The sequence below is a fragment of the Clostridioides sp. GD02367 genome (genome assembly GCF_045900275.1).
GTDB classification, from domain to species: domain Bacteria; phylum Bacillota; class Clostridia; order Peptostreptococcales; family Peptostreptococcaceae; genus Clostridioides; species Clostridioides difficile_A.
Genome location: NZ_JBJODK010000001.1, coordinates 207,699 through 229,892, shown reverse-complemented (window position 1 = coordinate 229,892; position 22,194 = coordinate 207,699). Strand labels below are relative to the sequence as shown.

The 22,194-nt window shown below is 31.2% G+C and carries 17 protein-coding genes; 15 read left to right on the top strand and 2 right to left on the bottom strand.

The genetic code is table 11. The features are described from left to right. Nucleotides 1–164 precede the first annotated feature (164 nt). The 3 genes from Q3223_RS00905 (at nucleotide 165) to Q3223_RS00895 (ending at nucleotide 3,907) form a co-directional block, all read left to right on the top strand. Entirely contained in the window at nucleotides 165–1,547 is a 1,383-nt protein-coding gene (locus Q3223_RS00905; protein ID WP_219672860.1) for a TldD/PmbA family protein, read from the top strand. An 11-nt stretch (nucleotides 1,548–1,558) separates the two neighbouring features. Further along, entirely contained in the window at nucleotides 1,559–2,908 is a 1,350-nt protein-coding gene (locus tag Q3223_RS00900) for a TldD/PmbA family protein (RefSeq protein WP_054271460.1), read from the top strand. A gap of 189 nt (nucleotides 2,909–3,097) precedes the next feature. Further along, the gene (locus Q3223_RS00895) at nucleotides 3,098–3,907 is read left to right on the top strand and encodes an alpha/beta fold hydrolase (RefSeq protein WP_054271459.1); all 810 of its coding nucleotides are present in this window, start codon (nucleotides 3,098–3,100) and stop codon (nucleotides 3,905–3,907) included. Nucleotides 3,908–4,151: 244 nt separating this feature from the next. Here Q3223_RS00895 and Q3223_RS00890 read toward each other — a convergent pair whose 3' ends face one another. Both Q3223_RS00890 and Q3223_RS00885 read right to left on the bottom strand, forming a co-directional pair. Further along, nucleotides 4,152–5,387, bottom strand: coding sequence for an MFS transporter (locus Q3223_RS00890; RefSeq protein ID WP_407811466.1), 1,236 nt, complete (start codon nucleotides 5,385–5,387; stop codon nucleotides 4,152–4,154). A gap of 148 nt (nucleotides 5,388–5,535) precedes the next feature. Then, a complete protein-coding gene (locus Q3223_RS00885) occupies nucleotides 5,536–6,009 on the bottom strand; it encodes a MarR family transcriptional regulator (protein ID WP_074179783.1) in 474 nt (157 codons plus the stop codon). Nucleotides 6,010–6,255: 246 nt separating this feature from the next. On the opposite strand from Q3223_RS00885, the gene Q3223_RS00880 reads away from it, so the two are divergent. From Q3223_RS00880 to Q3223_RS00825, 12 genes are all read left to right on the top strand, one after another. Next, entirely contained in the window at nucleotides 6,256–8,301 is a 2,046-nt protein-coding gene (locus tag Q3223_RS00880) for a sigma-54 interaction domain-containing protein (protein ID WP_407811465.1), read from the top strand. A 259-nt stretch (nucleotides 8,302–8,560) separates the two neighbouring features. Continuing rightward, nucleotides 8,561–9,760 (top strand): membrane dipeptidase, encoded by a 1,200-nt coding sequence (locus tag Q3223_RS00875; protein WP_231301520.1) that lies wholly within the window; start codon nucleotides 8,561–8,563, stop codon nucleotides 9,758–9,760. Between the two features lie 55 nt (nucleotides 9,761–9,815). Continuing rightward, nucleotides 9,816–10,511 (top strand): DUF5058 family protein, encoded by a 696-nt coding sequence (locus tag Q3223_RS00870; protein WP_054271454.1) that lies wholly within the window; start codon nucleotides 9,816–9,818, stop codon nucleotides 10,509–10,511. A 13-nt stretch (nucleotides 10,512–10,524) separates the two neighbouring features. Continuing rightward, nucleotides 10,525–11,202, top strand: a complete 678-nt coding sequence (locus tag Q3223_RS00865) for a hypothetical protein (RefSeq protein ID WP_054271453.1) — start codon at nucleotides 10,525–10,527, stop codon at nucleotides 11,200–11,202. A 105-nt stretch (nucleotides 11,203–11,307) separates the two neighbouring features. Further along, a complete protein-coding gene (locus Q3223_RS00860) occupies nucleotides 11,308–12,909 on the top strand; it encodes an N-acyl-D-amino-acid deacylase family protein (protein WP_407811464.1) in 1,602 nt (533 codons plus the stop codon). Between the two features lie 1,016 nt (nucleotides 12,910–13,925). Next, nucleotides 13,926–15,251, top strand: coding sequence for a uracil-xanthine permease family protein (locus tag Q3223_RS00855; RefSeq protein WP_407811463.1), 1,326 nt, complete (start codon nucleotides 13,926–13,928; stop codon nucleotides 15,249–15,251). A gap of 385 nt (nucleotides 15,252–15,636) precedes the next feature. Continuing rightward, the gene (locus Q3223_RS00850) at nucleotides 15,637–16,116 is read left to right on the top strand and encodes a (2Fe-2S)-binding protein (protein ID WP_054277445.1); all 480 of its coding nucleotides are present in this window, start codon (nucleotides 15,637–15,639) and stop codon (nucleotides 16,114–16,116) included. Beyond that, nucleotides 16,109–18,361 carry a xanthine dehydrogenase family protein molybdopterin-binding subunit gene (locus Q3223_RS00845; protein WP_407811462.1) on the top strand — a complete coding sequence of 751 codons (2,253 nt, stop codon included), beginning with the start codon at nucleotides 16,109–16,111 and terminating at the stop codon, nucleotides 18,359–18,361. Before Q3223_RS00850 ends, Q3223_RS00845 begins: the two co-directional genes overlap by 8 nt. Nucleotides 18,362–18,471: 110 nt before the next feature. Further along, nucleotides 18,472–19,206 (top strand): SDR family NAD(P)-dependent oxidoreductase, encoded by a 735-nt coding sequence (locus Q3223_RS00840; RefSeq protein ID WP_219672863.1) that lies wholly within the window; start codon nucleotides 18,472–18,474, stop codon nucleotides 19,204–19,206. 25 nt (nucleotides 19,207–19,231) lie between these two features. Beyond that, the gene (gene mch / locus Q3223_RS00835; protein WP_054271447.1) at nucleotides 19,232–20,191 is read left to right on the top strand and encodes a methenyltetrahydromethanopterin cyclohydrolase; all 960 of its coding nucleotides are present in this window, start codon (nucleotides 19,232–19,234) and stop codon (nucleotides 20,189–20,191) included. 35 nt (nucleotides 20,192–20,226) lie between these two features. Further along, nucleotides 20,227–21,207, top strand: coding sequence for a thiamine pyrophosphate-dependent dehydrogenase E1 component subunit alpha (locus Q3223_RS00830; RefSeq protein ID WP_074179776.1), 981 nt, complete (start codon nucleotides 20,227–20,229; stop codon nucleotides 21,205–21,207). Then, nucleotides 21,207–22,184 carry an alpha-ketoacid dehydrogenase subunit beta gene (locus tag Q3223_RS00825; protein ID WP_054271445.1) on the top strand — a complete coding sequence of 326 codons (978 nt, stop codon included), beginning with the start codon at nucleotides 21,207–21,209 and terminating at the stop codon, nucleotides 22,182–22,184. Before Q3223_RS00830 ends, Q3223_RS00825 begins: the two co-directional genes overlap by 1 nt. Nucleotides 22,185–22,194 lie beyond the last annotated feature (10 nt).

Below are 22,194 nucleotides of genomic sequence, written 5' to 3'. Positions count from 1 at the left end.
TATATGGGTATGTATAAATAAAAATGTGATAACATTTTAGAGTAAAACATATGTATAATATATTCATAAGTACTTTGTTTTAAGTAATAGTGGTATATAATGTTTTTAATAAGAAAAGAGATTTAATAAAAATCAATTAAAAATTTAAAGTAGGAGGTAAATTTATGCTTTCAAAAGATATAGCTTCAAAGGTATTAGAAAAGTGTCTAATTACTGGAGGAGATTTTGCTGAGATTTTTGAAGAAGACACTCTAAATAATTCTATCAGTTTAATAGATAATAAAGTAGAAAATGCAATAGGTGGAAGAAATTATGGTATAGGAATAAGAATATTTAAAGGTTTAAAGAGTATATATGCTTATACAAGTGACAATTCTCTAAGTAGTCTGTTGGATGTAGCATATAAAGCTGCTGTTGCTTTAGGCAAATTAGAAGATGGTAAAAGTATAATATTAAATGACAGTATTAAAATAAATAACATACATAATATAAAAATTTATCCAAATTCAATAGATAATAGAGATAAAGTAAATGTAATGAAGGTTGCATATAAGAGTGCAAAAGAGTTTAGTAGTGATATATCTCAAGTAAGTGTTAGTTATTCAGATAAAGACCAAAAAATATTAATTGCAAATACTGAAGGGATATATGTTGAGGATAGAAGAATAAGAACGAGACTTGGGATAAGTTCAGTTGCATCTAAAGGCAATGAAAATCAAACTGGATTTGAAGGACCAGGAGGTTGTAAAGGTTTTGAGATATTTGAAGAAATAGACCCAGAATACTATGCGAGAGAATCAGCTAGAGTAGCACATACTATGTTGCATGCTAAAAATTGCCCAGCAGGTAATATGATGGTAGCAATCGATAATGGATTTGGAGGGGTAATTTTCCATGAAGCTTGTGGACATTCTCTGGAAGCTACATCAGTTGCAAAAGGGAACTCTGTATTTGCAGATAAATTAGGTCAACAGATTGCTTCTACAAAGATTACAGCTATAGATGATGGAACAATACCAAATTACTGGGGCTCTATGAATATAGATGATGAAGGAAATCCAGCTCAGAAAAATATACTAATTGAAAATGGGATATTAAAGTCTTATATGATAGATAAACTTAATGGTAGACGAATGGGAATGAATCCTACAGGAAGTTCTCGTAGACAAAACTATAAATTTGCTCCAACTTCAAGAATGACCAATACTTATATTGCTGCTGGAGAAGATAAACCAGAAGATATTATAAAGTCAATACCAGATGGACTTTATGCTAAAAAAATGGGTGGTGGCTCTGTAAACCCTGTAACAGGAGAGTTTAATTTTGCAGTTTCAGAGGGATACTTGATAAAAAATGGAGAAATACAAGAGCCAGTTAGAGGAGCTAGTTTGATTGGAAAAGGTAGTGATGTACTTATGAATATAGATATGGTTGGGGATAACTTAGAACAAGCTCAGGGGATGTGTGGTTCATCCTCAGGAAGTATACCAACTAATGTAGGTCAGCCTATGATAAGAGTAAAAGAAATTACTGTAGGTGGAAGATAGGAGGGATAAGTATGGAACTTAAAAGTTTTAAAGATATATTATTTAAAAAAGCTCTAAGCGAAGGTTTTGAAGAGTGTGAGGTATACTATTATACAGGAGAAAATCTAAGTATAAATATATATGAAGGCGAAGTTGAGAAATACAATCTTGATAAGTCTTTTGGTTTGTCTTTTAGAGGAAAAATAAATGGAAAGATAGGTTACTCTTATACAGAAATTTTAGATGATAAAGCTGTTGATATGTTGATAAAAAATGTAAAAGATGGAGTAAATACTATTGAAAATGAAGATGTACAATTTATATATGAAGGTGATAAACAATATAATGAGGTAAAAACTTATTCTAAAGAGCTAGAAAATTTAGAAGCAGATAAGTTGATTGATTTAGCCTTACAAATGGAAAGAGAAACTAAAGCTTATTCAAACAAGGTAATAAATTTATCTAGATGTACTCTATCTTATTCTGTATCAAGTAATGGTATATATAATACTAAAGGTCTTGATTTAAGTAATAAGACTAATATGCTTATAGGATTTGTAGTTCCCATTATACAAGACAATGAACAAAAATATGATGGAGTAGGGTATAATATAGCAACTTCTATTGAAGAAATAAAGCCTTATGAGATAGCAAAACTTGGTGTTGAAGATGCTTTATCTAAGGTAGGGGGTAAGAGTATCCCATCAGGTAAATATAAAACTATATTGTTTAATGAAGCTATGGTATCTTTGCTTAGCACATTTTCTGGAATATTTAATGCAGATTCAGCTCAAAAAGGATTATCTTTATTGAAAGATAGAGAAGGAGATATGATAGCATCTCCTATAGTTACAATAGTTGATGACCCACTTTTAGAAAATGGTATGGCATCTACTCCTTTTGATGATGAGGGTGTAGCTACATTTAAAAAAGAAGTCATTTCAAATGGAAAGCTTATAACTTTACTTCATAATTTAAAGACGGCTAATAAGGCAAGTGTAAAGACTACAGGAAATGGAATAAAATCTTCATATTCATCACCTATAGGTATACATCCAACTAATTTCTATATAGAGAAAGGGGATAAATCTCTAGATGAAATTATGAATTATATAGGTGAAGGTTTGATGGTTACTAGTTTTGCAGGTCTTCATTCAGGTGCAAATTCAGTAACAGGAGATTTTTCTTTAGCAGCTAAAGGTTTTTATATTAAAGAAGGTAAAAAAGTATTTCCAGTAGAGCAAATTACAGTAGCAGGAAACTATTTTGACTTGTTGAAAGATATTGAAGTTATAGGGGATGATTTGGAATTTCCAATGAGTAGTATAGGTTCACCTTCAGTTGTTATTAAAGAACTATCAGTAGCAGGTAAGGATGAATAATTAAAAATAATTGTATAAGTAAAAAGCCATATTAAATAGAATAATTTTAGATGAAAAGGTTCATGTAGGTCTATTTAAAAAAGCAATAGAAAAGTATTGTAGATAAACTCAAAAGTTTAGTTATTCATCATTTTATTCATATATATAAAATTACTATCATACATTTTCTTGAAGGGAGTTGCTATTGATATGTATTATGTATATGTAAATGATATAAATATAGCAGTTTATGATTTAAATCCGAGTGCTAAAAAAACAGTACTTTTTATACATGGTTGGCCATTAGGACATAAGATATTTGAATATCAAACTAACATACTGCCAAAACTCGGATATAGAACAGTTTCAATTGATTTAAGGGGTTTTGGTAAATCTAGTGCAACATCAGGAGGATATACTTATAGCCAATTAGCAGATGATATTTATAAGGTAGTACATGCTATTGGATTAAAAGATTTTACTCTTGTTGGTTTTTCAATGGGAGGAGCAATTGTACTTAGATATATGAGCCTGTTTCATGGATATGGGGTATCAAAGTTGGCATTGTTTGCTGCTGCTGCACCATCATTTGTACAAAGACCTCCAGAGTTTCCATATGGCATGACACGTGAAGATGTTAATAAACTGATAGCTCAGGCATGTACTGATAGACCAGCAATGGTAAGCCATTTTGGAGAAAAAGTATTTGCATCAAATCCACCTGAAAGCTTTAGAAGGTGGTTTGACGATATTGGTTTTAGAGCATCAGGCATTGGTACAATTGCAACAGCAGTATCTTTAAGAGATGAAGAATTATTTAACGATTTAAAATGTGTAAGAGTGCCAACAGGTATCTTTCATGGAAAACTAGACCAGGTATGCCCATATGAGTTTGCAGTTTTTATGAATGAAAAAATAGAGAATTCAACTTTATATACTTTTGAGTATAGTGGCCATGCTATATTCTATGATGAACTCAAACTATTTAATCAGGAATTTTTACAGTTTTTAGAGGGATAGAAATATTTTAGAATATTTAAAATAAAGTAATATTATATAAAGTGGTATAGATGAAGTCTTATGTCACTTCATATACTATAGACAAATGGGGTTTTAGAACTATCACTAGTTCTGAGACCCTATTATTATATGTACCTAAAGTTAAGTGTTATGTATATTATTTAGAAAAAATTTCTTTATAAATAATATTAATAAATATATAATCGAAAATAAAAATAGATATTTATCTGAATAAAGTATGTGCTCACTCATTTATTTGTATACCCTTGTATAGGACTGATATAGCTACTGATATAAGTATTATACCCATAAAAGCAGGAGAAGCATGACCAAATAATACATAGATTTGACCTCCAATAATAGGTCCAATTATTCTTGCTAAAGATTGAATTGACTGGCTACCTCCTTGAATTCTTCCTTGTTCACTAGAATCTACAGATTTGGATACCATGCCGTTAAATGAAGGTCCAAAGATTGAATCACCAAAGCCAAATATAAACATTCCAATAATAAAAAGAGGATAGAATGAGAATAAAGCTGATGTGGCTATAAAACAGTAACCTGTAATCTCTGAAACCATTCCTAGAATTACTATTTGTACATCACTAAATTTTAATAAAAGTTTTGGCATTATAAAGCCTTGTGAGATTATATCTTGTATACCCATAATTGAAAACATAAGTCCAATTAGTGTAGGTCCCCAACTAAAAGTATCTAATGTAAATTGAGAGAAGATAGCCTGCAAAGAGCCATTGGGTATCCAAAGTAAAAATCCTGATATAAGCAACCTTTTTAATGTCTTTATTGAAAGTACATTCGTGAGTTGCGTGAATGGGTTCAATCTCACCAATGTAATCTTCTTAAGTCTATTAGTTTTGTCAAGGCTCTCAGGCATATAAAAGAATCCATAGATAAAATTTAATAAAGTAATTGTAGCACCAAAATACATAGGTACAGAATAACCAAATCTTGCAAGTAATCCACCAATAGTGGGCCCTATAGCAGCACCTGCACCTGCAACTGCACTAACCCATCCAAAGTATTTTGTTCGTTGTTCTATAGGAGTGATATCTGCAAAATATGCGAAAATAGTACTTATACTACCTCCTGTTAGACCTTCTATTATACGTCCAACAAATAGTATCCATAGAGCTCCTCCTATACCAAAGACTAAGTATCCAATTGCAGAGCCTAAGAAGCATATTAAGAGTAAAGGACGTCGACCATATCTGTCACTCAAAGCTCCAAGCCCAGGAGCAGCAAAAAATACACAGAATGCATAAATGGATGTAAGTAGAGTAACGACTATAGCTTTATTTTGGGGATTAGTTATATAAGGCTGTACTAAGAATGGCACAACAGGATTTATAATACTGAAGCCTATTCCACAAAGAAACACAGACATAAGACCAAATGTTAAAGCCTTTTTATTTAGAGTTTGTTCTGTGTTTTGTTTATTGTTTGATTTAAATTTGAACATTTAAATTCTCCTTTCAAAAGTTTATTTTGATTCCTTGGAAACATATTTATCGTATCATTGTTTTGTTTCTTTGTCAACAAAAAGTGAAAATAAAAAAGCAACCTGTTCTCATTAGAGTCTGGTTGCCTGTAATTTTATTCATTTGAATTTATTCTGATTTAATATCTATATCAAGTTTTTTAATCTCTGCGTCCAAATGCTTATTATATTTTTCTACAAGGTTAATCATACTGTTAAGTTGTTCTTCTGTTACATTTTCAAATACAGTTTTATCTCTTTCTTGAAATTCTCTATGAAGTTCCTCATGAACCTTATTAATTGCTTTTCCTTGCTTCGTAAGCCTAAAATAGATTTCTTTTTTATTATCCTGTTTTTGATAACTTTCAATATAGCCTTTTTTCATGAGTTTTTTAGTTACTTTACTCATAGCTCCTCTAGTCATATAAAAAGATTCTGCAAGTTTTGTTACGTTGGAATCTGTATTTTTTGCAATGTATTCTATACAATGTACCTCAGAAGGTTTATAATCCTTAAGAGCTTCTTCCATCTTAGACTTATTAAGCCAAGCCAGTTTGTTAAATAAGTTCCTAAAGCCTGTTATGACTTGTTCTTCTTTATTCATGAACCGTCCTCCAATTCGTTGATGCATTAACAATATTATATTAAATTTTTGTTATTATTTCAACAACGTCAAAATAATCATACTAGAAATTAAATGATATATAAAAAAGACAGCATACACAGGCTTTTTGTAGAAAATAATACCAAATGATATAAAATATGATTTTTAAGATTTAAAACTTTTTTAAAAAGTGCTACAATAGACCAAATTATTAGTTTCTATATTCACTAAACAGGAGGTGATGGTATGAAAAAACATAATATTTTATTTATATCAACAGATGACAAAATAAATATAGATACATCAAAACAGTTAGAAAATATATTTGGAGAATTTTGTAATATAGATAACTTGGTCTATATAGATAGAATTGATATTGAAGTATTAAAGTATGAGCTTATAGTATGTTCAGATAATGAGATAAAAGAACATATACACAATAATATCGATAAAAATATACCTATTGTAATAATACATCGTACAATAAACATTGAAAATATAAACCAGATAATAAGTATAGAAAATGATTCTGAAGTTATGGTCATAGATGATTATAAAGAGTCAGCAGATGAAACAACCAAGATAATTAGAAAACTAGGCCTAATTCATATTAATCTAATACCATATTATCCAGGATGCAATAAGTCTAAATGTGAAATTGGGATTATTACAGGAAGTAGAAATAATGTACCACAAAATGTGAAGCAAATAATTGATATAGGGGATAAAATAATCGATATAAATACAGTCATAGAAATCTTTACAAAGCTGAACATATCTATAGATAAGTTACATATTATTAAAGAAAAATATAATGAAGATACAGTAAGTGGATATAGGTATTATACAACTATGAATAAAACTATGAAGAGTTTTTTGGAGATTATTGATGAAGGTATTGCTTCTATTGATAAGCTAGGAAAGTTTATATATTGCAATAAAGTATTTTCTAATCTAGTTGGGATAGACCAAAATGAGATTATATCTAATAATTTTATGGATTTATTTAGTGATAAAATTATTAAAAAAATATTTTTTCAAGAGGATGAAGTTAGTGATGAAGTAGTGAGTCTAAATAACAAAAAACTCATAATTAATAAAGTAAATGTGTATGAAAATAATGAACGTATAAAAAGTATTATAAGTATTAAAGATATAAGTGCAATTCAGATACTTGAGGATAAGATTCAAAATAAATTTCAGACAAAAGGCTTTGTATCAAAGTACACATTTGATAATGTTGTAGGCGAAAGTAAAATAATAAAAGAAAAGATTAATATTGCAAGAAAAATAGCATCTACAGATTTTTCTGTGTTGATACTTGGTGAAAATGGAACAGGAAAGGAAATATTTGCTCAAGCAATACACAATGAATCTCTAAGAAAAGATAAGCCCTTTGTTGCAGTAAATCTATCTTCTTTATCAGATACACTTATTGAAAGCGAACTTTTTGGTTATGAAGAGGGAAGTTTTACAGGAGCTATAAAAGGTGGAAAAATAGGGATATTTGAAAGAGCACATACAGGAACAATTTTTTTGGATGAGATAGGTGACGTCTCTCTAGATGTACAACAAAGATTGTTAAGAGTCTTACAAGAAAAAGAAGTCATGAGAATGGGAGGAAGTAAAATTATACCTGTGGATGTTAGAATTATAGCTGCAACAAATAAGGATTTAAAGAAAAAAATCAAAAAAGGTTCTTTTAGAGAAGATTTGTATTATAGGATTAATGTATTGCATATAGAAATACCTAGGCTTAGAGAACGTAAGGAAGATATACCTCTTATAAGTAAGTATTTCTTGAATGAAATAAATAGTAATAAGTGTTTTACAGAAAAGTCGATGCAGGTATTAAAACTGTATGAGTGGCCAGGTAATGTAAGAGAACTTAAAAATTTGATTTATTATATAGACACCATAGTGGAGGAAGATAGGGTAGACTATGAGCATTTGCCAGAACAATTTAAATTTGAAAATAACAATACTCTAGTTAATGAAAATTTTGATTCAATTATACTAGATTTTAAACAATCAAATTTCTTTAGTGAGAGTATTTGTATATTGATGAGTATAGAAAATTGGAATAATAAAAATATATCCTTAGGAAGAAATAAATTACAAGAAATTTTAAAAGAAAGAAGTATAACATTAAGTGTAGACCAAATTAGAAAAAGAATAGATAAGTTAAAAAATCATGGATTACTATCATCTGGAGTAAAAAAACAAGGGAGCTTTATAACTGATGAAGGAAAGAACTTTATATCATATGTAAAATTTAAGGGGGAAATATAGGGGATTAAAAATGAAAAATCCCCTAAAAATCCCCTAAGATAATCTTAGATAAATAAAATTATTTCAAATATTGAGATAATTTAAAAAATATTGAATTAAAAATAAAAAATATTATTTCGAATAAACAGTAGTAAATCGTCATTTTACTACCGTTTTTATTTTTTGAAAAATTTAATGTGCAATTAAAACTTATATTTTGGCATATCAATTGCTATATAGTGAAAATATAAAAAAATTGTAAAATTTGGAGGATGTTGTTATGAAGTCAGCTTATAAAGGATACGAAGCTTATAGTTATTTAGAAAAGGGAAAAGATATCTCATCTATTGAGATGTGTAAAGGAGATAAGAGAGTAGAAGAGTATCTTATCGAGTTAGATGATGTTCAAGAAGCTAAAGTTAAAAGTATAGTAGATGAAAAAGTATTTATATCTCTACATGAACATCCAGTTTTATTCCCAGAACATTTAGAAAGAGATATATTTGAATACAACAGAGAAGGAAAACAAAGATGTGCCTATGAAGCATTGTCAAGAGGATATTATGATGCTATATTTGATAATTTAATGGATGGTGTGTGCACAATAACATCAAATGCTGGATGGAAATGGGATGATATACTAATTGATTTAGGTATGAGGTTATGTGATTTAGCACACCAAGATTTTGTTATAAAGTGTGAAAAAGTGGAAGACATATATAGAGCTAAAAGTGAAGGTAAAGTGGCATTGATACCAACACTAGAAGGAGCAGCACCAATAGAGAATGAACTTGATAGAATAGATATATTATATGGATTTGGTATAAGGTTAATGGGAATCACGTACAGTGAATCCAATGCATTAGGCTCTGGATTAAAAGAAGAAAAAGATGGAGGTCTTACGAATTTTGGTAGAAAAGCTGTTGAAAGAATGAATAAGATTGGTATGGCAATAGATTGTTCTCATGTTGGAGTACAAACAACACTTGATGTTATAGAGTATAGTAAAGACCCAATAATATTAAGTCATGTTGGAGCAAGAGGATTATGGGATACGAAAAGATTGACTCCAGACGAAGTGTTAATAGCATGTGCTAAAAAAGGAGGAGTTATAGGTGTAGAAGCAGCACCTCATACTACGATAACTGAGAAAAATAAAGAACATTCAATAGATTCATTTATGGAGCATTTTGAGTATATCAAAAACTTAGTAGGAATAGACCATGTAGCATTTGGTCCAGATACAGTATATGGTGACCATGTAAAATTACACTCAGTGTTAGCTGCTAAATTTGATATAAAAAAGATAACAGGTACAAAAGAACATCCTAAAGTAGAATATGTAAAAGGGCTTGAGAATCCAACTGAGACTTCAAAAAATATTGTTAGATATTTAGTAAAAAATGGGTACAGTGATGAGGAAATAGAAAAGGTACTAGGAGGAAATATACTTAGAGTGTTAAAGCAGGTGTGGAAATAAGTAAATAGAGTAGAAGTATTAATAAAAGTTGAGGATTTATAGGGAGGTTTTATAAATGGATTATTTAAAATTAGCTAATCATCCACTCTTGTGGATAGCAAGTACAGTAGCAGTATCAATAGTAGTGGTACAATCCCTTATATTTGCTATAAAGTCTTGTAAAGTTGGTAAAACAATGGGAATAACAGATAAACAAATAAAATCAGCTGTTAAAAGTAGTGCTATTTCAGCTATAGGACCTTCAATGACTATATTTGCTGGAATGGTATCGCTTATAGTTACAATGGGTGGACCTATAGCATGGATGAGATTATCGTTTATAGGTTCTGTAATTTTTGAATCTATGTCAGCAGGGTTTGGAACAGATGCGCTAGGTATAACTTTGGGTTCTCCTGAAATGACAGAATTGGCATTTACAAATGCAGTTTGGACTATGATACTTGGTTCTTTAGGATGGATAATATTCACGTTACTGTTTGGGCATAAATTGGATAAGATAACTAATGTTATATCTAGTGGAAAGAAATCATTTATACCAATAATATCTTTAGGAGCGATGCTAGGTTCATTTGCATATTTAAATGCTGATAGGGTATTACGTTTTGATAATGGAACAATTGCATGTATAAGTGGGATGGCTATAATGATAATATTATGTATGATTGAAAAAAAGAAAAATATAAAATGGTTAAGAGAGTGGGGGCTTACAATATCAATGTTCAGTGGAATGATAATAGCTTCAGTAATATAAAGGGGGAAGTTTTATGAGTAAAGTAAAATCTATATACAATGAAGAGTACTTACCTTTTATGATAAGGTATGGAAGATTGACATTATCTTTAGGTATTATAGCAGCTTTGGTTCCTGGAATAATTTTGAGTTTTGGATTTGGTATTATGCCTCCAATATCAGCATTATTGGCAAGTACAATGGCAATTGTTAGCATGAGTGCTCCAAACTACATAATAGAGCCAGTTTCTTATTCGCCAATTTTAGGTATACCAGGAACTTATATGAGTTTTCTTTCTGGAAATATATCTAATATGAGACTACCATGTTCAATAGCAGCTCAAAAGGCAGCAGAAGTTGAATCAGGAACAGAAGAAGGTTCAATAATATCTACAATAGGTATAGCTGTATCTATTTTAGTGAATATAAGTATATTAACTATAGGAGTAATTCTAGGAGGAAGTGTATTATCTAAGATTCCAGCTGAAGTAGTAGAAAAACTAAATTTAATATTACCAGCTTTATTTGGGTCAGTATTTGGACAAGTATTTTTACAAGATAAAAAATTAGGTATAGTAGCAATTGTAATATCTGTATTAACGATTACACTATCAAAGCAAGGTATAATACCACAATCTTTAGTAGTTCTTATATGTGTATTTGGGACTATATTAATTGCAAGAGCTATGTATAAAGATAAACTTAGTGATTAATAACATTTAAATGATAATAAATTCTTAAATATTATAATTCAGTTTTAATGTACAAAAAGTTACAGAAAAAATTACTTAAAAGTACAGTTTTAGGGAGGGAATATCTTGATATACGATTTAATCTTAAAAAATGGATTTATAGTAGATGGTACTGGAGAGGTTGGTTTTTATGGAGATATAGCAATTAAAGACAATTTAATAGTTAAAATAGATTCTGGGATAAATGAAGAAACAAACAAAATAATTAATTGTCATGGAAAAGTTATAACTCCTGGATTTATTGACCCTCATGTTCATGAAGAGATAGTAGCAATACTAGATGGCAAATTTGAAAAATTCCTAAAACAAGGAGTTACAACAACTATAAATGGTAATTGTGGGCATTCTATAACACCATATTCTTCTGAAAATGTATATGAGTATATGTATAAAAACGGCTTATTACTTGAAGAAGAGAAAAAATATCTTATAGATAAAAATAAATATTGGAATAACTTTACAGAATATTGTGACCTTATATCTAAAAGTGGCATTTCTATTAATATGGGATTTTTATTGGGTCATGGAACTATAAGATGGAGTGTTATGGGAGGTTCTAAAGATAGACCACCTACAGAAGAAGAAAAAAAAGAAATTACAAATATAATAAATGATGGTATGAAAAGTGGGGCTTTTGGAATATCTACTGGATTGGCATATATTCCAAGTAAGTATGCTGATATTGATGAACTGGTTGATATCGCAAAGTTAATTAAAGAGCATGATGGTATATATACATCTCATATTAGAGATTATATAGGAAGATATAATGCAGTAAAAGAAACTATAGAGGTTGGTCAAAAAAGTGGGGCTAGAGTACAAGTATCTCACTTAAGCCCCGTTGAAATAGAAGCCTTTGATGAGATATTAAGAGCTAGATACAATGGCGTTGATATAATGGTTGATACAGTACCAAGAAGTTCTGGTCATTGTATGAAGAAGAAAAGAGTGATTCAATTTATTATGGCAATATCATCTAGCTTATTTGAGCTAGGTATGGATGGAGTAATGGATGCTCTTAAAAATGAAGAAGGAAGGGCACTTATATTAAAAGAGGCATTTATACTTGGAGATAGAGGAAGTATAATACTTCTAAACACTAAAGATACTGATATGGAAAAAAAATCAATACGTGAAATAGCCATTCAAAAATGTGTGGATGAAGATATATTATTACTTGATTTACTTTTATGTGGAGATGAAGAGCTTATCTTTTGTTTAGGTGGGATGTATAGAGCTGATTTCCCAGATAAATTACATGATAATAAAATAATTGACAATCCATTTGTTATGGTTGGCTCAGATTGTTTGTTTAGTGTAGGTGGAGATATGTCATGGTTTGAACTACAAAGAAGAGGAGCATTTCCAATTTTCTTCAATATGTATAGAAAATCAGGTGTAAGACTAGAAGAAATTGTAAGAAGAGTTACTTCATTACCAGCTAGACAATTTAAAATAAAAGATAGAGGCATCCTTGAAGAAGGAAAAATAGCTGATATAGTTGTTATTGATATAGAAAACTATAGTTATCCTAGGTCAGAAGAAGTTGATTTCTCAAAACCACAATTATTAGCTAAAGGTGTTGAATATGTAATTGTAAATGGTAAAATCGCATTGGAGGAGGGGAAGGTCACTGATATTCAATGTGGTGAAGTATTAAAAAAATAAATTCTTGAAAATAATAGGAATTTATAAATAAAATAAGTATCCAATAAGTAAAGACGAAGTGTGAAATTTATTTAAATAAAAATCATATTTCGTTTTTACTTTTAGTAATAAAATTTAATTTATTTTAATAATAGTGAAGATGAATATAAAAAAGATACAAAAAATATTTTCATTATACAATGAAAAATTAATATTTTTAATCGTTAAATTATGTAGAAAAATTAGATAAATAAATAATTATATCGCTTTGGAAAAAATGTTTTATAAACAAAAAATGATAAAATTATAACGGCTATATAAAAACTACATTAAAGGAATAATTATATATTTTACGACTTAAAGGTCATAGAAACAATTGAAATTATGTTGTATATATTAAAATAATATAACATATAGTTAGAATTTTAGAGATATATTTATTAGTCATTAGTATATGTAAAATGTAGTATTTATTATAGTATGACAGTTGTTTGATGGAGAATAATTCTAACTGGTTAAGAAGGAGGCTTGGTGAGTATTATATATTATGTTTATTGTAGGAATATAACATGTAAAGTTGCATTAGATTGAGTTGGAATTGTTTATATATATCTTATAAAGTTGATTGGAAATGATAAAAAAATAACTATAATTTAAGAATTAAAGAATTTTAATACTGACTTTATTCTACAAAATAAGTATTATTTTTATTTTAAGAAATTCGCATAAAGACGAAAATAAATTGTCAGAATAATCTTGACAGTCTAAAATCGTGACTGTATAATACAATTAAAAATCGGATTAATTACCTAGTTTACAGAAAATAAAAATAATGCTAAGGCAAACGTTTTATTTTTTTAGTAAGTAATCCTCCGCCACTCCTTAAATTAGAGCTTTTCTAATTTCAAAATGTATAACTAAAACTTCATAATTTAACTGTGCAATATTTATTAGGCTCTAACTTTTAAGGTTACTAATAATTTATTACATAGCTCCATACATTTGGCGGCAATGGCGGGAGCGATAAGGGGTAAGATATGGAAAATTACAAGTATGGATTTAACGACAAGCCAAAGCTTCTAACAGCAATACCGCTTAGTATGCAACATGTTTTTTCTGCTTTTGCGGGTACTATGTCTGGTGCTATTTTAGTAGCTGTTGGCATGGGTCTCTCACTAAGTGAGACTGCATTTTTGATTCAATGTTCGATGTTGATTGCAGGAGTGAGCACCATACTGCAATCTATGGGGATTGGGCCAATAGGGTCACGGTTACCAATTGTTACTGGTGGTAGTTTCACCTTTGTAGCACCATTAATTGCCTTAAGTACGAATAATGATGTCGGTATTGCTGGAGCTTTTGGGGCAGTACTTGTAGGAAGTTTAGTCTTAACTTTAGTAGGACCATATGCAGTAAAATATTTGCATAAATATTTTACACCTACAGTTACAGGAAGTGTTGTTTTAGCAGTTGGGTTATCACTTATGAGTTCTTCATTTGACTATGCAGTATCATTTGATGCTCATAGCCCTGATGTAGTTGCTAATTTTTCTTTGGCTATATTTACACTGTTATTGACACTAATTTTAAATCAATTTGGAAAAGGTTTTCTGAAAGTGGCATCCATAATAATTTCAATAGTGATAGGGTATATAGTAGCAGTGATATTTGGTATGGTTGACTTTTCTAGTATGGCACAAGCAAATTGGTTTGCGATGCCAAGACCTGTATTTTGGGGACTGGAGTTTAACTTAGGGGCTATTGTAACCATATGTACGATTCATATTGTGACAGTTATGGAGATAATAGGAGACACTACAGGTGTTGTCAGCTCTGTTGAAAATCGATTACCTACACAAAAAGAATTGATGAGAGCAGTAAGAGCAGATGGAGTTGGAAGTTGCTTTGCAGCTTTGTTCAACGGGCTTCCAGTTATATCAGGTAGCCCAAACATAGGCATAATCTGTATGACAGGTGTTGCAAGTAGGTACATAGTAGCACTTGGAGGAGTAATAATAGGGATTTTAGCATTTTTTCCAAAGTTTGCACAAATATTAGCTTTAACGCCAAATCCAGTTATTGGAGGAACATTAGTTATGATGTTTGGAACAATTGCATCATCAGGTATTAAAGTTATTGGTATGGGTAAAATGACAAATCGTAACATAACAATTTTAGCAGTTTCATTAGGTATTGGTATGGGTGGTTATTTTAATCAAGCTGCATTAGCATTTTTACCAAGTATAGTAGTCACTTTAATGACTGGTATATCTGGAACAGCTTTATTATCTCTAATACTAAATATCATATTACCTAAGGAAAAGGAAGATGTAGTTGAGAGTGAAGTAAGTTGTAAAGCTTAGAGAACGTAATTCTAAAGGATATCCAAGAAGGAGCGCCTTGCTTCTATTTTTTTTACCAAAAATAGGATTGAACTTTGAAGGAAACCCAATAGCTTATAAATACAATCTGAAAGGATATCCAAGAAGGAGCGCCTTGCTTCTATTTTTTTTACCCAAAAACCTTAAAAACTTGAATAATCAAAAGATATGATACTCATTTTAATAAAAGTATAATCTGAAAGGATATCCAAGAGGAGCGCCTTGCTCCTCTTTTTTTATCAGTAATTAGAGGATTTTGTGTAAAAAAGAGTTGAAAAAAGAGCTTAAATAATACAGACAAAGTAATTAAATTTAAAATTTCATAGAGATATACATAATTAAATTCTGTAGGTGGAAGGTGAAGGTTATGGAGGTTATTGAACTTGATATAAATGGCACAGTGAAAGAGGTAGCCATAGAAAATAAGTGGACTTTACTTTATGTCTTAAGAGAAAAATTAAATCTAACTGGAAGTAAATGTGGATGTAGTACAGGTGATTGTGGAGCTTGTAAAATAATTTTAAATGGAGAAGCAGTGAATTCATGTCTGATTTTAGCAAAAAACGCAGTGGGTAAAAAAATCATGACAATTGAAGGGTTATCAGATGGAATCAATATACATCCAATCCAACAAGCCTTTATTGATTGTGGAGCTGTACAATGTGGATATTGTACTCCAGGTATGATAATGTCAGCAAAAGCTTTGTTGGATAAAAATCCAAATCCTTCTGAAATGGATGTTAGAAAGTCCATAGATAATAATCTTTGTAGATGTACAGGATATGTAAAAATTGTCGAGGCTATACTTTTATCAGCAAAAAGAATGGGAGGTGTAGCATTTGAGTAGTGAACTGAATGTTATAGGTGAAAGAGTTCCAATAAGGGATGCTGTGCTTAAAGCTACTGGTCAACTTAAATACACTGCAGATATGAAAATCCCCAATATGCTATATGCTAAGGTATTATTTAGCCCTGTGGCACATGCAAAAATTAAGAGAATAGACACATCAAAAGCAGAAAAATTAGAAGGAGTAAAAGCTATAGCTACATATAAAAATTCACCAAGAATAGCTTTTAACAGCGCAATGAGGTTTTATGAACATGAATTGCCTGAAGTTGAATACATTTTTGATGATATTGTTCGTTTTGTGGGGGATAAGGTCGCAGCTGTTGCAGCCGAAGATTTAAAAACAGCTGAAAAAGCACTGAAACTTATTGAAGTCGAGTATGAAGAATTGCCTTCAGTATTCGACCCAGAAGAAGCAATAAAAGAAAATGCATATCCAATACATAAAGATGGTAATAAACTTACAGAAAATGTGCAGGAATGTGGAAATGTAGAAGAAGCTATGAAAAAAGCTGATTACATCTTTGAAGATAAATATAAACTTCCAGCTATACATCATGGAGCTATAGAAACTCATGTTGCTATTGCAGACTATGATTATAGTGGAAAACTTACAGTCTATAGTCCCAATCAAAATACTTTTGCTTTTAGAGTAATATTATCTAAAATATTTGAATTGCCAATGAATAAAGTAAGATTGGTAAGCCCAGCTATTGGTGGCGCTTTTGGAGGAAAATTGGAAATTACTATTGAGCCAATAGTAGCTTTACTGGCAAAGTTATCAGGCAGACCAGTAAAACTAGAGCTTAATAGGAGAGAAACTATGGCTTCAACAAGAACTAGACATGGTGCAGTTGTATATCTAAAAACAGGTGTTATGAAAGATGGGCAAATTATAGCGCAAGATATGAAAGTTATTACAAATACAGGAGCATACACATCAAGTGCTCTAAATGTAATAGGAGCTATGAGTCATAAAGTATTTAAATCATATAAGATTGAAAATATGAGATATACTGGGATACCAGTGTATACGAATACTCCAATTGCAGGAGCTATGAGAGGATATGGTTCTCCACAAGCTTTCTTTGCTCAACAATCACAACTAAATAAGATTGCGAAGAAACTCAACATGGATATTTTAGATTTACAACTTAAGAACTTAGTTGAGCCTGATGGAATAGACCAGAGATTTAAAAGTCCTCATGGAAATCCAAGACCAATAGACTGTATAAAGAAAGGAATGGAAATGTTTGAATGGAAAAAACAAATTAAACAGCAAAATAGTTCAAGCGGGAGATTCTTAATCGGCATAGGTATGGCAGTTGGTTCACATGGAAATGGATGTTTTGGGGCACATAGAGACATGACAGCTTTGATGCTTAAGATGAATGAAGATGGTTCAGCTGTATTATATACAGGTACTCATGATATGGGAAATGCATCTGTAAGTGTTCAAGTGCAGATTATATCTGAAATACTTGGAATAAGCCAAGAAAAAATAGAGTGTATACAAGCAGATACAGAAGCATCACCATGGAATCTAGGTGACTATGCAAGTAGAGGAGTATTCGTATCTGGAAATGCAGCTTTAAAAGTTGCTAACTCAGTAAAAAAACAACTATTAAAAGAAGCATCACAACTTCTAGAAGAGGATGAAGAATGGATAGAATTAAAAAATGACAGAGTTTATTCTATTAAAAATACTGATAAAAATGCTACATTGTGTGATGTTATGATACATGCACAAAAAGTAAATTTAAGGGAAATTATTGGAGTTGAGACATTTTCTTCAGACACTGGTGCAAGTTCATATGGTGCACATTTTGCTAAAGTTGAAGTTGATACAAAATTAGGAGATGTAAAGGTACTTGAATATGTAGCAGTACATGATGTAGGAAAAGCACTAAATCCAATGTCTATAGAAGGTCAGATTGAAGGGGCAATTCAGATGGGAATAGGATATGCTTTGACGGAGGAACTTGAATTTGATGATAGAGGAAGAATAAAGACTAATTCATTTCGCTCATACCATATGATAAAAGCAAGTGAAATGCCTAAGATAAAAGTAGGCATGATAGAATGTGGAGAACCTGGTGGTCCGTTTGGAGCTAAGAGTATAGGAGAATGTTCAGTAGTACCTTCAGCACCAGCAGTGTCAAATGCTGTGGCTAATGCACTAAAGTGTGACTTTTATAGTTTGCCATTAAAGAAAAATACTTTATTAGAAAATATAAGTATTTAATCTTGTCTTATAAAAAATAAGAAACCATTTAAGATGTTTTAGAGATTGTAGTAAGACACTTTTTTCTAGCTGTAAATATAAATTATGTGAATGTAAAGGGTGTGGTGGTTGTGGATTTAAGATTTAGAGATAAGGTTGTTGTGATAACAGGAGCGGGTCAAGGATTAGGGGCAGGTTTTGCTTTAGATTTTGGTATAGAAGGGGCAATTGTAGTTTTGATTGGAAGAACTAAAAGTAAGTTGGATAATATTGCAGATAAAATCATCAAATCTGGTGGTAGAGCATTCGTTTCAGTTTGTGATGTAAGTAAATCCAAAGAAGTAGATAATTGCTTTAAGAACTTAATAGAAAAGTTTGGGACTGTAGATATCTTGATTAATAATGTCGCTACTCATAAATCATGTCCAGTAATTGATACTACTGCTGAAGAATGGGATGCTCAGATAAAGACAAATTTGAGTGGAACTTTCTATTGTACGAAAGCTGTTCTCAAATCAATGATAGATAAAAGATATGGAAAAATAATAAACATTAGTTCCACAGCAGCAAAGCACTTTTTTCCAGGGTTTGGTGCATATTCAGCTTCTAAAGGAGGTGTGGTAAGTTTTACTCAAACTTTATCTGAAGAAGTAAAAGAATATGGAATTAATGTAAATGCAATATATCTAGGAATGACAAATACAGAATATACAAGAAAACGATTTGACTCTGATGATGCAGTTACAATACCACTTGAAGAAATGTTGCAAGTAGAAGAAGTATCAAAGGTCGTAACTTTTTTAGCATCTGATGAAGCTAGTCCAATAATGGGAGCTGCGATTGATGTCTGTGGAAAAAAAGCATAAATAAAATATATTGAGAGGTATGAAAATGATAAGTTTAAATAAAAAGGCGATGGTAGTAGTAAGAGAAATATTGGAAGATGCAGAATCATTAGGGTGTGAAGTCATCAAGACAGATTGTGGAGCAACCATAATTGATATGGGTTTAAATTGTAGTGGAAGTTGGAAAGCAGGTGTTTTATTTACTAGAGTTTCTATAGGTGATTTGGGGATAGTAACATTGGGAGATTTTAAACTAAATGAAGAATACTCTTTTTCATCTGTTGAAGTATTCATAGATAAGCCTTTAATTGCATGTATGGGTTCACAGATTGCTGGATGGAAACTCGGTGAAGGAGAGTTTGCGACTATAGGGTCAGGTCCAGCAAGGGCTTTAGCAAGAGTTAAATCAGATTGGTATTTTGAAATGACTCCATACAAAGATGATTATCATGAGGCAGTCTTGTGCATTCAAGATATAAAATATCCTGATGAAAAAACTATTTTAGAAGTTGCAAATGCTTGTAAAGTAAAACCAGAAGACACATATATATTGATTTCACCTAGTACGTGTATTGTAGCATCAATGCAAGTATCAGCAAGAATCATTGAGCAAGTATGCCATAAAATGTTTGAAAAAAACTTTGATGCAGGTCAAATTGTACTTGCAAGAGGAAAAGCACCAATAGCACCAATAGTAAAAGACGAAATTAAGACTATGGGAAGAATCAATGATGCATTAATTTATGGTAGTGAAACTGAGTTTTGGGTAGATTCAACTGACACTGCTATTGCAAAAACTATACATCAATTGGCGGGGAAAACGTCATCTCCAAATTATGGAGAATTATTTGAGGATGTATTTGAAAAAGCAGGAAGAGATTTTTTCTATGTAGACCATGATGTACATTCGATTGGCAAAATACAGATACACAATATAAATACTGGAAAATCATTTTCATCAGGAGAGATAAATTATTCAGCTCTTGAAAGAAGTTTTTTAAAATAAATGATTTAAATTCTATTAATTTAGGGGGAGACAAAATGGTGTTAGATAAAACAAGATTAGAAAAATTATACCGTGATATGGTTATGATTCGAAGATTTGAAGAAGTAATAGAAGAGTATGCTGCAAATGGTACCATACCAGGATTTGTTCATTTAAGTATAGGTCAGGAGGCTTGTCAAGCAGGTATAGTAGATGCACTTAGAAAAACAGATTATAAATTTCCAGACCATAGAGGACATGGGACTATAGCACTTTGTGGAACCGACCCAAAACTTGTAATGGCTGAAATATTTGCTAAAGCTACAGGTATAAATGGTGGCAGAGGTGGTTCAATGCATATAAATGATATTGAATGTAGAAATATGGGATTCAATGGAATACAAGGTTCTACTATGGTAACTTGCTTAGGCACAGCTTTTGCATCTGTATATAAAGAAACTGACGATGTAACAGCAGTATTTTTAGGAGATGGTACTTTAGGAGAAGGTACTTGTCATGAAAGTCTTAATATGTCAGCTACATGGAAACTACCAATAATATACTGTTTGCTTAATAATCAGTATGCTATATCTACACACTATACAGATTCTCATCCTCAAAAAGAACTAAAAACATGGGGGGAAGGATACGAGATTCCAAGTTATAGAGTTGATGGGAATGATGTAGAAGCAGTAATTGAGATAGTAGAAAAAGCAGCAGATAGAGCAAGAAAAGGTGAAGGTCCAACATTAATAGAGTTTCTTACTTATCGTTGGCAAGGTCATTTTGCAGGAGACCCAGCAGCATATAGACCTGAAGAGGAAGTTAAGTATTGGAAAGACAGAGACCCAATAAAACTAACTAGAAAAGTACTTATTGAGAGAGAAGGTATGTCAGAAGATATACTTAAAGATATTGAAGAAGAAATAGAGGCTGATGTTCAAGAAATGCTAAGATTCTCATTGGAGAGTCCATCACCAGATGTTAAAGATGCAGTTACACACACATATGTTGATAGAGAGGTGGAAATAAGATAATGGGAAGAAAACTTTCGTATGGAATGGCAATAAATGAAGCACTTCATCAAGCCATGGAAAATGATGATAGAGTTTTTATATTAGGTGAAGATGTTGCTAAGATGGGTGGAGATTTTGGAATTACTAAAGGAATAATGGCTAAATGGCCAAATAGAATCAAGGATACAGCTTTATCAGAGTCAGCTATATTAGGATTATCAAACGGAGCAGCTCTTTGTGGATTAAGACCTGTACCTGAGATAATGTTTGCAGATTTTTTAGGTGTTTGTTTTGACCAACTTGTAAATAATGCAGCAAAACTTAACTTTATGTTTCAAGGGAAAGCTCATTGTCCAATTACTGTTCGTGCAGTGCAGGGAGCTGGTATACGTTGTGCATATCATCACTCAGTTTGTGCAGAATCATGGTTTATGAATACTCCTGGACTTGTAGTGGTTTCACCAACAACACCTTATGAAGCTAAGGGAATGTTATTATCAGCTATAAAGAACGATAATCCAGTATTGTTTTTGGAACATAAAATGCTATATAACGTTAAGGGTGAAGTACCAGTTGAACCATATGAGATACCTTTATATGAAGCTGAGATTGAGAGAGTTGGCAGTGATGTTACAATAGTGGCTACACAAATGATGTTAGGTCTAGCACATAAAGCAGCAAATGAACTTCAAAAAGAAGGAATTAGTGTAGAGATAATCGACCTTAGAACTGTTTTTCCTTATGACAAAAAAACTATAGTAGAATCAGTAGCAAAAACTAGCAGATTAGTTATTGCTCAAGAAGGACCAAGAGTAGGAGGATGGGCAGCTGAAATATCTGCAATGATAAATGAAGATGTATTTGAGTATCTAAGTGCACCAATAAAAAGAGTTACATCAATTGATGCTCCAGTGGCATATGCACCAGTTTTAGAGGATTTTGTTTTGCCAAAACTAGAAAACCTAATTAAAGCCTGTAGAGAAGTTATGCAATATTAATCAAGGGGGG

What these genes read in the sequence shown, in the direction of transcription:
- Q3223_RS00880 (WP_407811465.1), top strand. Translation starts at nt 6,256, where the DNA reads ATGAAAAAACATAATATTTTATTTATATCAACAGATGACAAAATAAAT.
- Q3223_RS00825 (WP_054271445.1), top strand. Translation starts at nt 21,207, where the DNA reads ATGGGAAGAAAACTTTCGTATGGAATGGCAATAAATGAAGCACTTCAT.
- Q3223_RS00870 (WP_054271454.1), top strand. Translation starts at nt 9,816, where the DNA reads ATGGATTATTTAAAATTAGCTAATCATCCACTCTTGTGGATAGCAAGT.
- Q3223_RS00855 (WP_407811463.1), top strand. Translation starts at nt 13,926, where the DNA reads ATGGAAAATTACAAGTATGGATTTAACGACAAGCCAAAGCTTCTAACA.
- Q3223_RS00890 (WP_407811466.1), bottom strand. Translation starts at nt 5,387, where the DNA reads ATGTTCAAATTTAAATCAAACAATAAACAAAACACAGAACAAACTCTA.
- Q3223_RS00850 (WP_054277445.1), top strand. Translation starts at nt 15,637, where the DNA reads ATGGAGGTTATTGAACTTGATATAAATGGCACAGTGAAAGAGGTAGCC.
- Q3223_RS00885 (WP_074179783.1), bottom strand. Translation starts at nt 6,009, where the DNA reads ATGAATAAAGAAGAACAAGTCATAACAGGCTTTAGGAACTTATTTAAC.
- Q3223_RS00865 (WP_054271453.1), top strand. Translation starts at nt 10,525, where the DNA reads ATGAGTAAAGTAAAATCTATATACAATGAAGAGTACTTACCTTTTATG.
- Q3223_RS00830 (WP_074179776.1), top strand. Translation starts at nt 20,227, where the DNA reads ATGGTGTTAGATAAAACAAGATTAGAAAAATTATACCGTGATATGGTT.
- Q3223_RS00900 (WP_054271460.1), top strand. Translation starts at nt 1,559, where the DNA reads ATGGAACTTAAAAGTTTTAAAGATATATTATTTAAAAAAGCTCTAAGC.
- mch (WP_054271447.1), top strand. Translation starts at nt 19,232, where the DNA reads ATGATAAGTTTAAATAAAAAGGCGATGGTAGTAGTAAGAGAAATATTG.
- Q3223_RS00905 (WP_219672860.1), top strand. Translation starts at nt 165, where the DNA reads ATGCTTTCAAAAGATATAGCTTCAAAGGTATTAGAAAAGTGTCTAATT.
- Q3223_RS00875 (WP_231301520.1), top strand. Translation starts at nt 8,561, where the DNA reads ATGAAGTCAGCTTATAAAGGATACGAAGCTTATAGTTATTTAGAAAAG.
- Q3223_RS00895 (WP_054271459.1), top strand. Translation starts at nt 3,098, where the DNA reads ATGTATTATGTATATGTAAATGATATAAATATAGCAGTTTATGATTTA.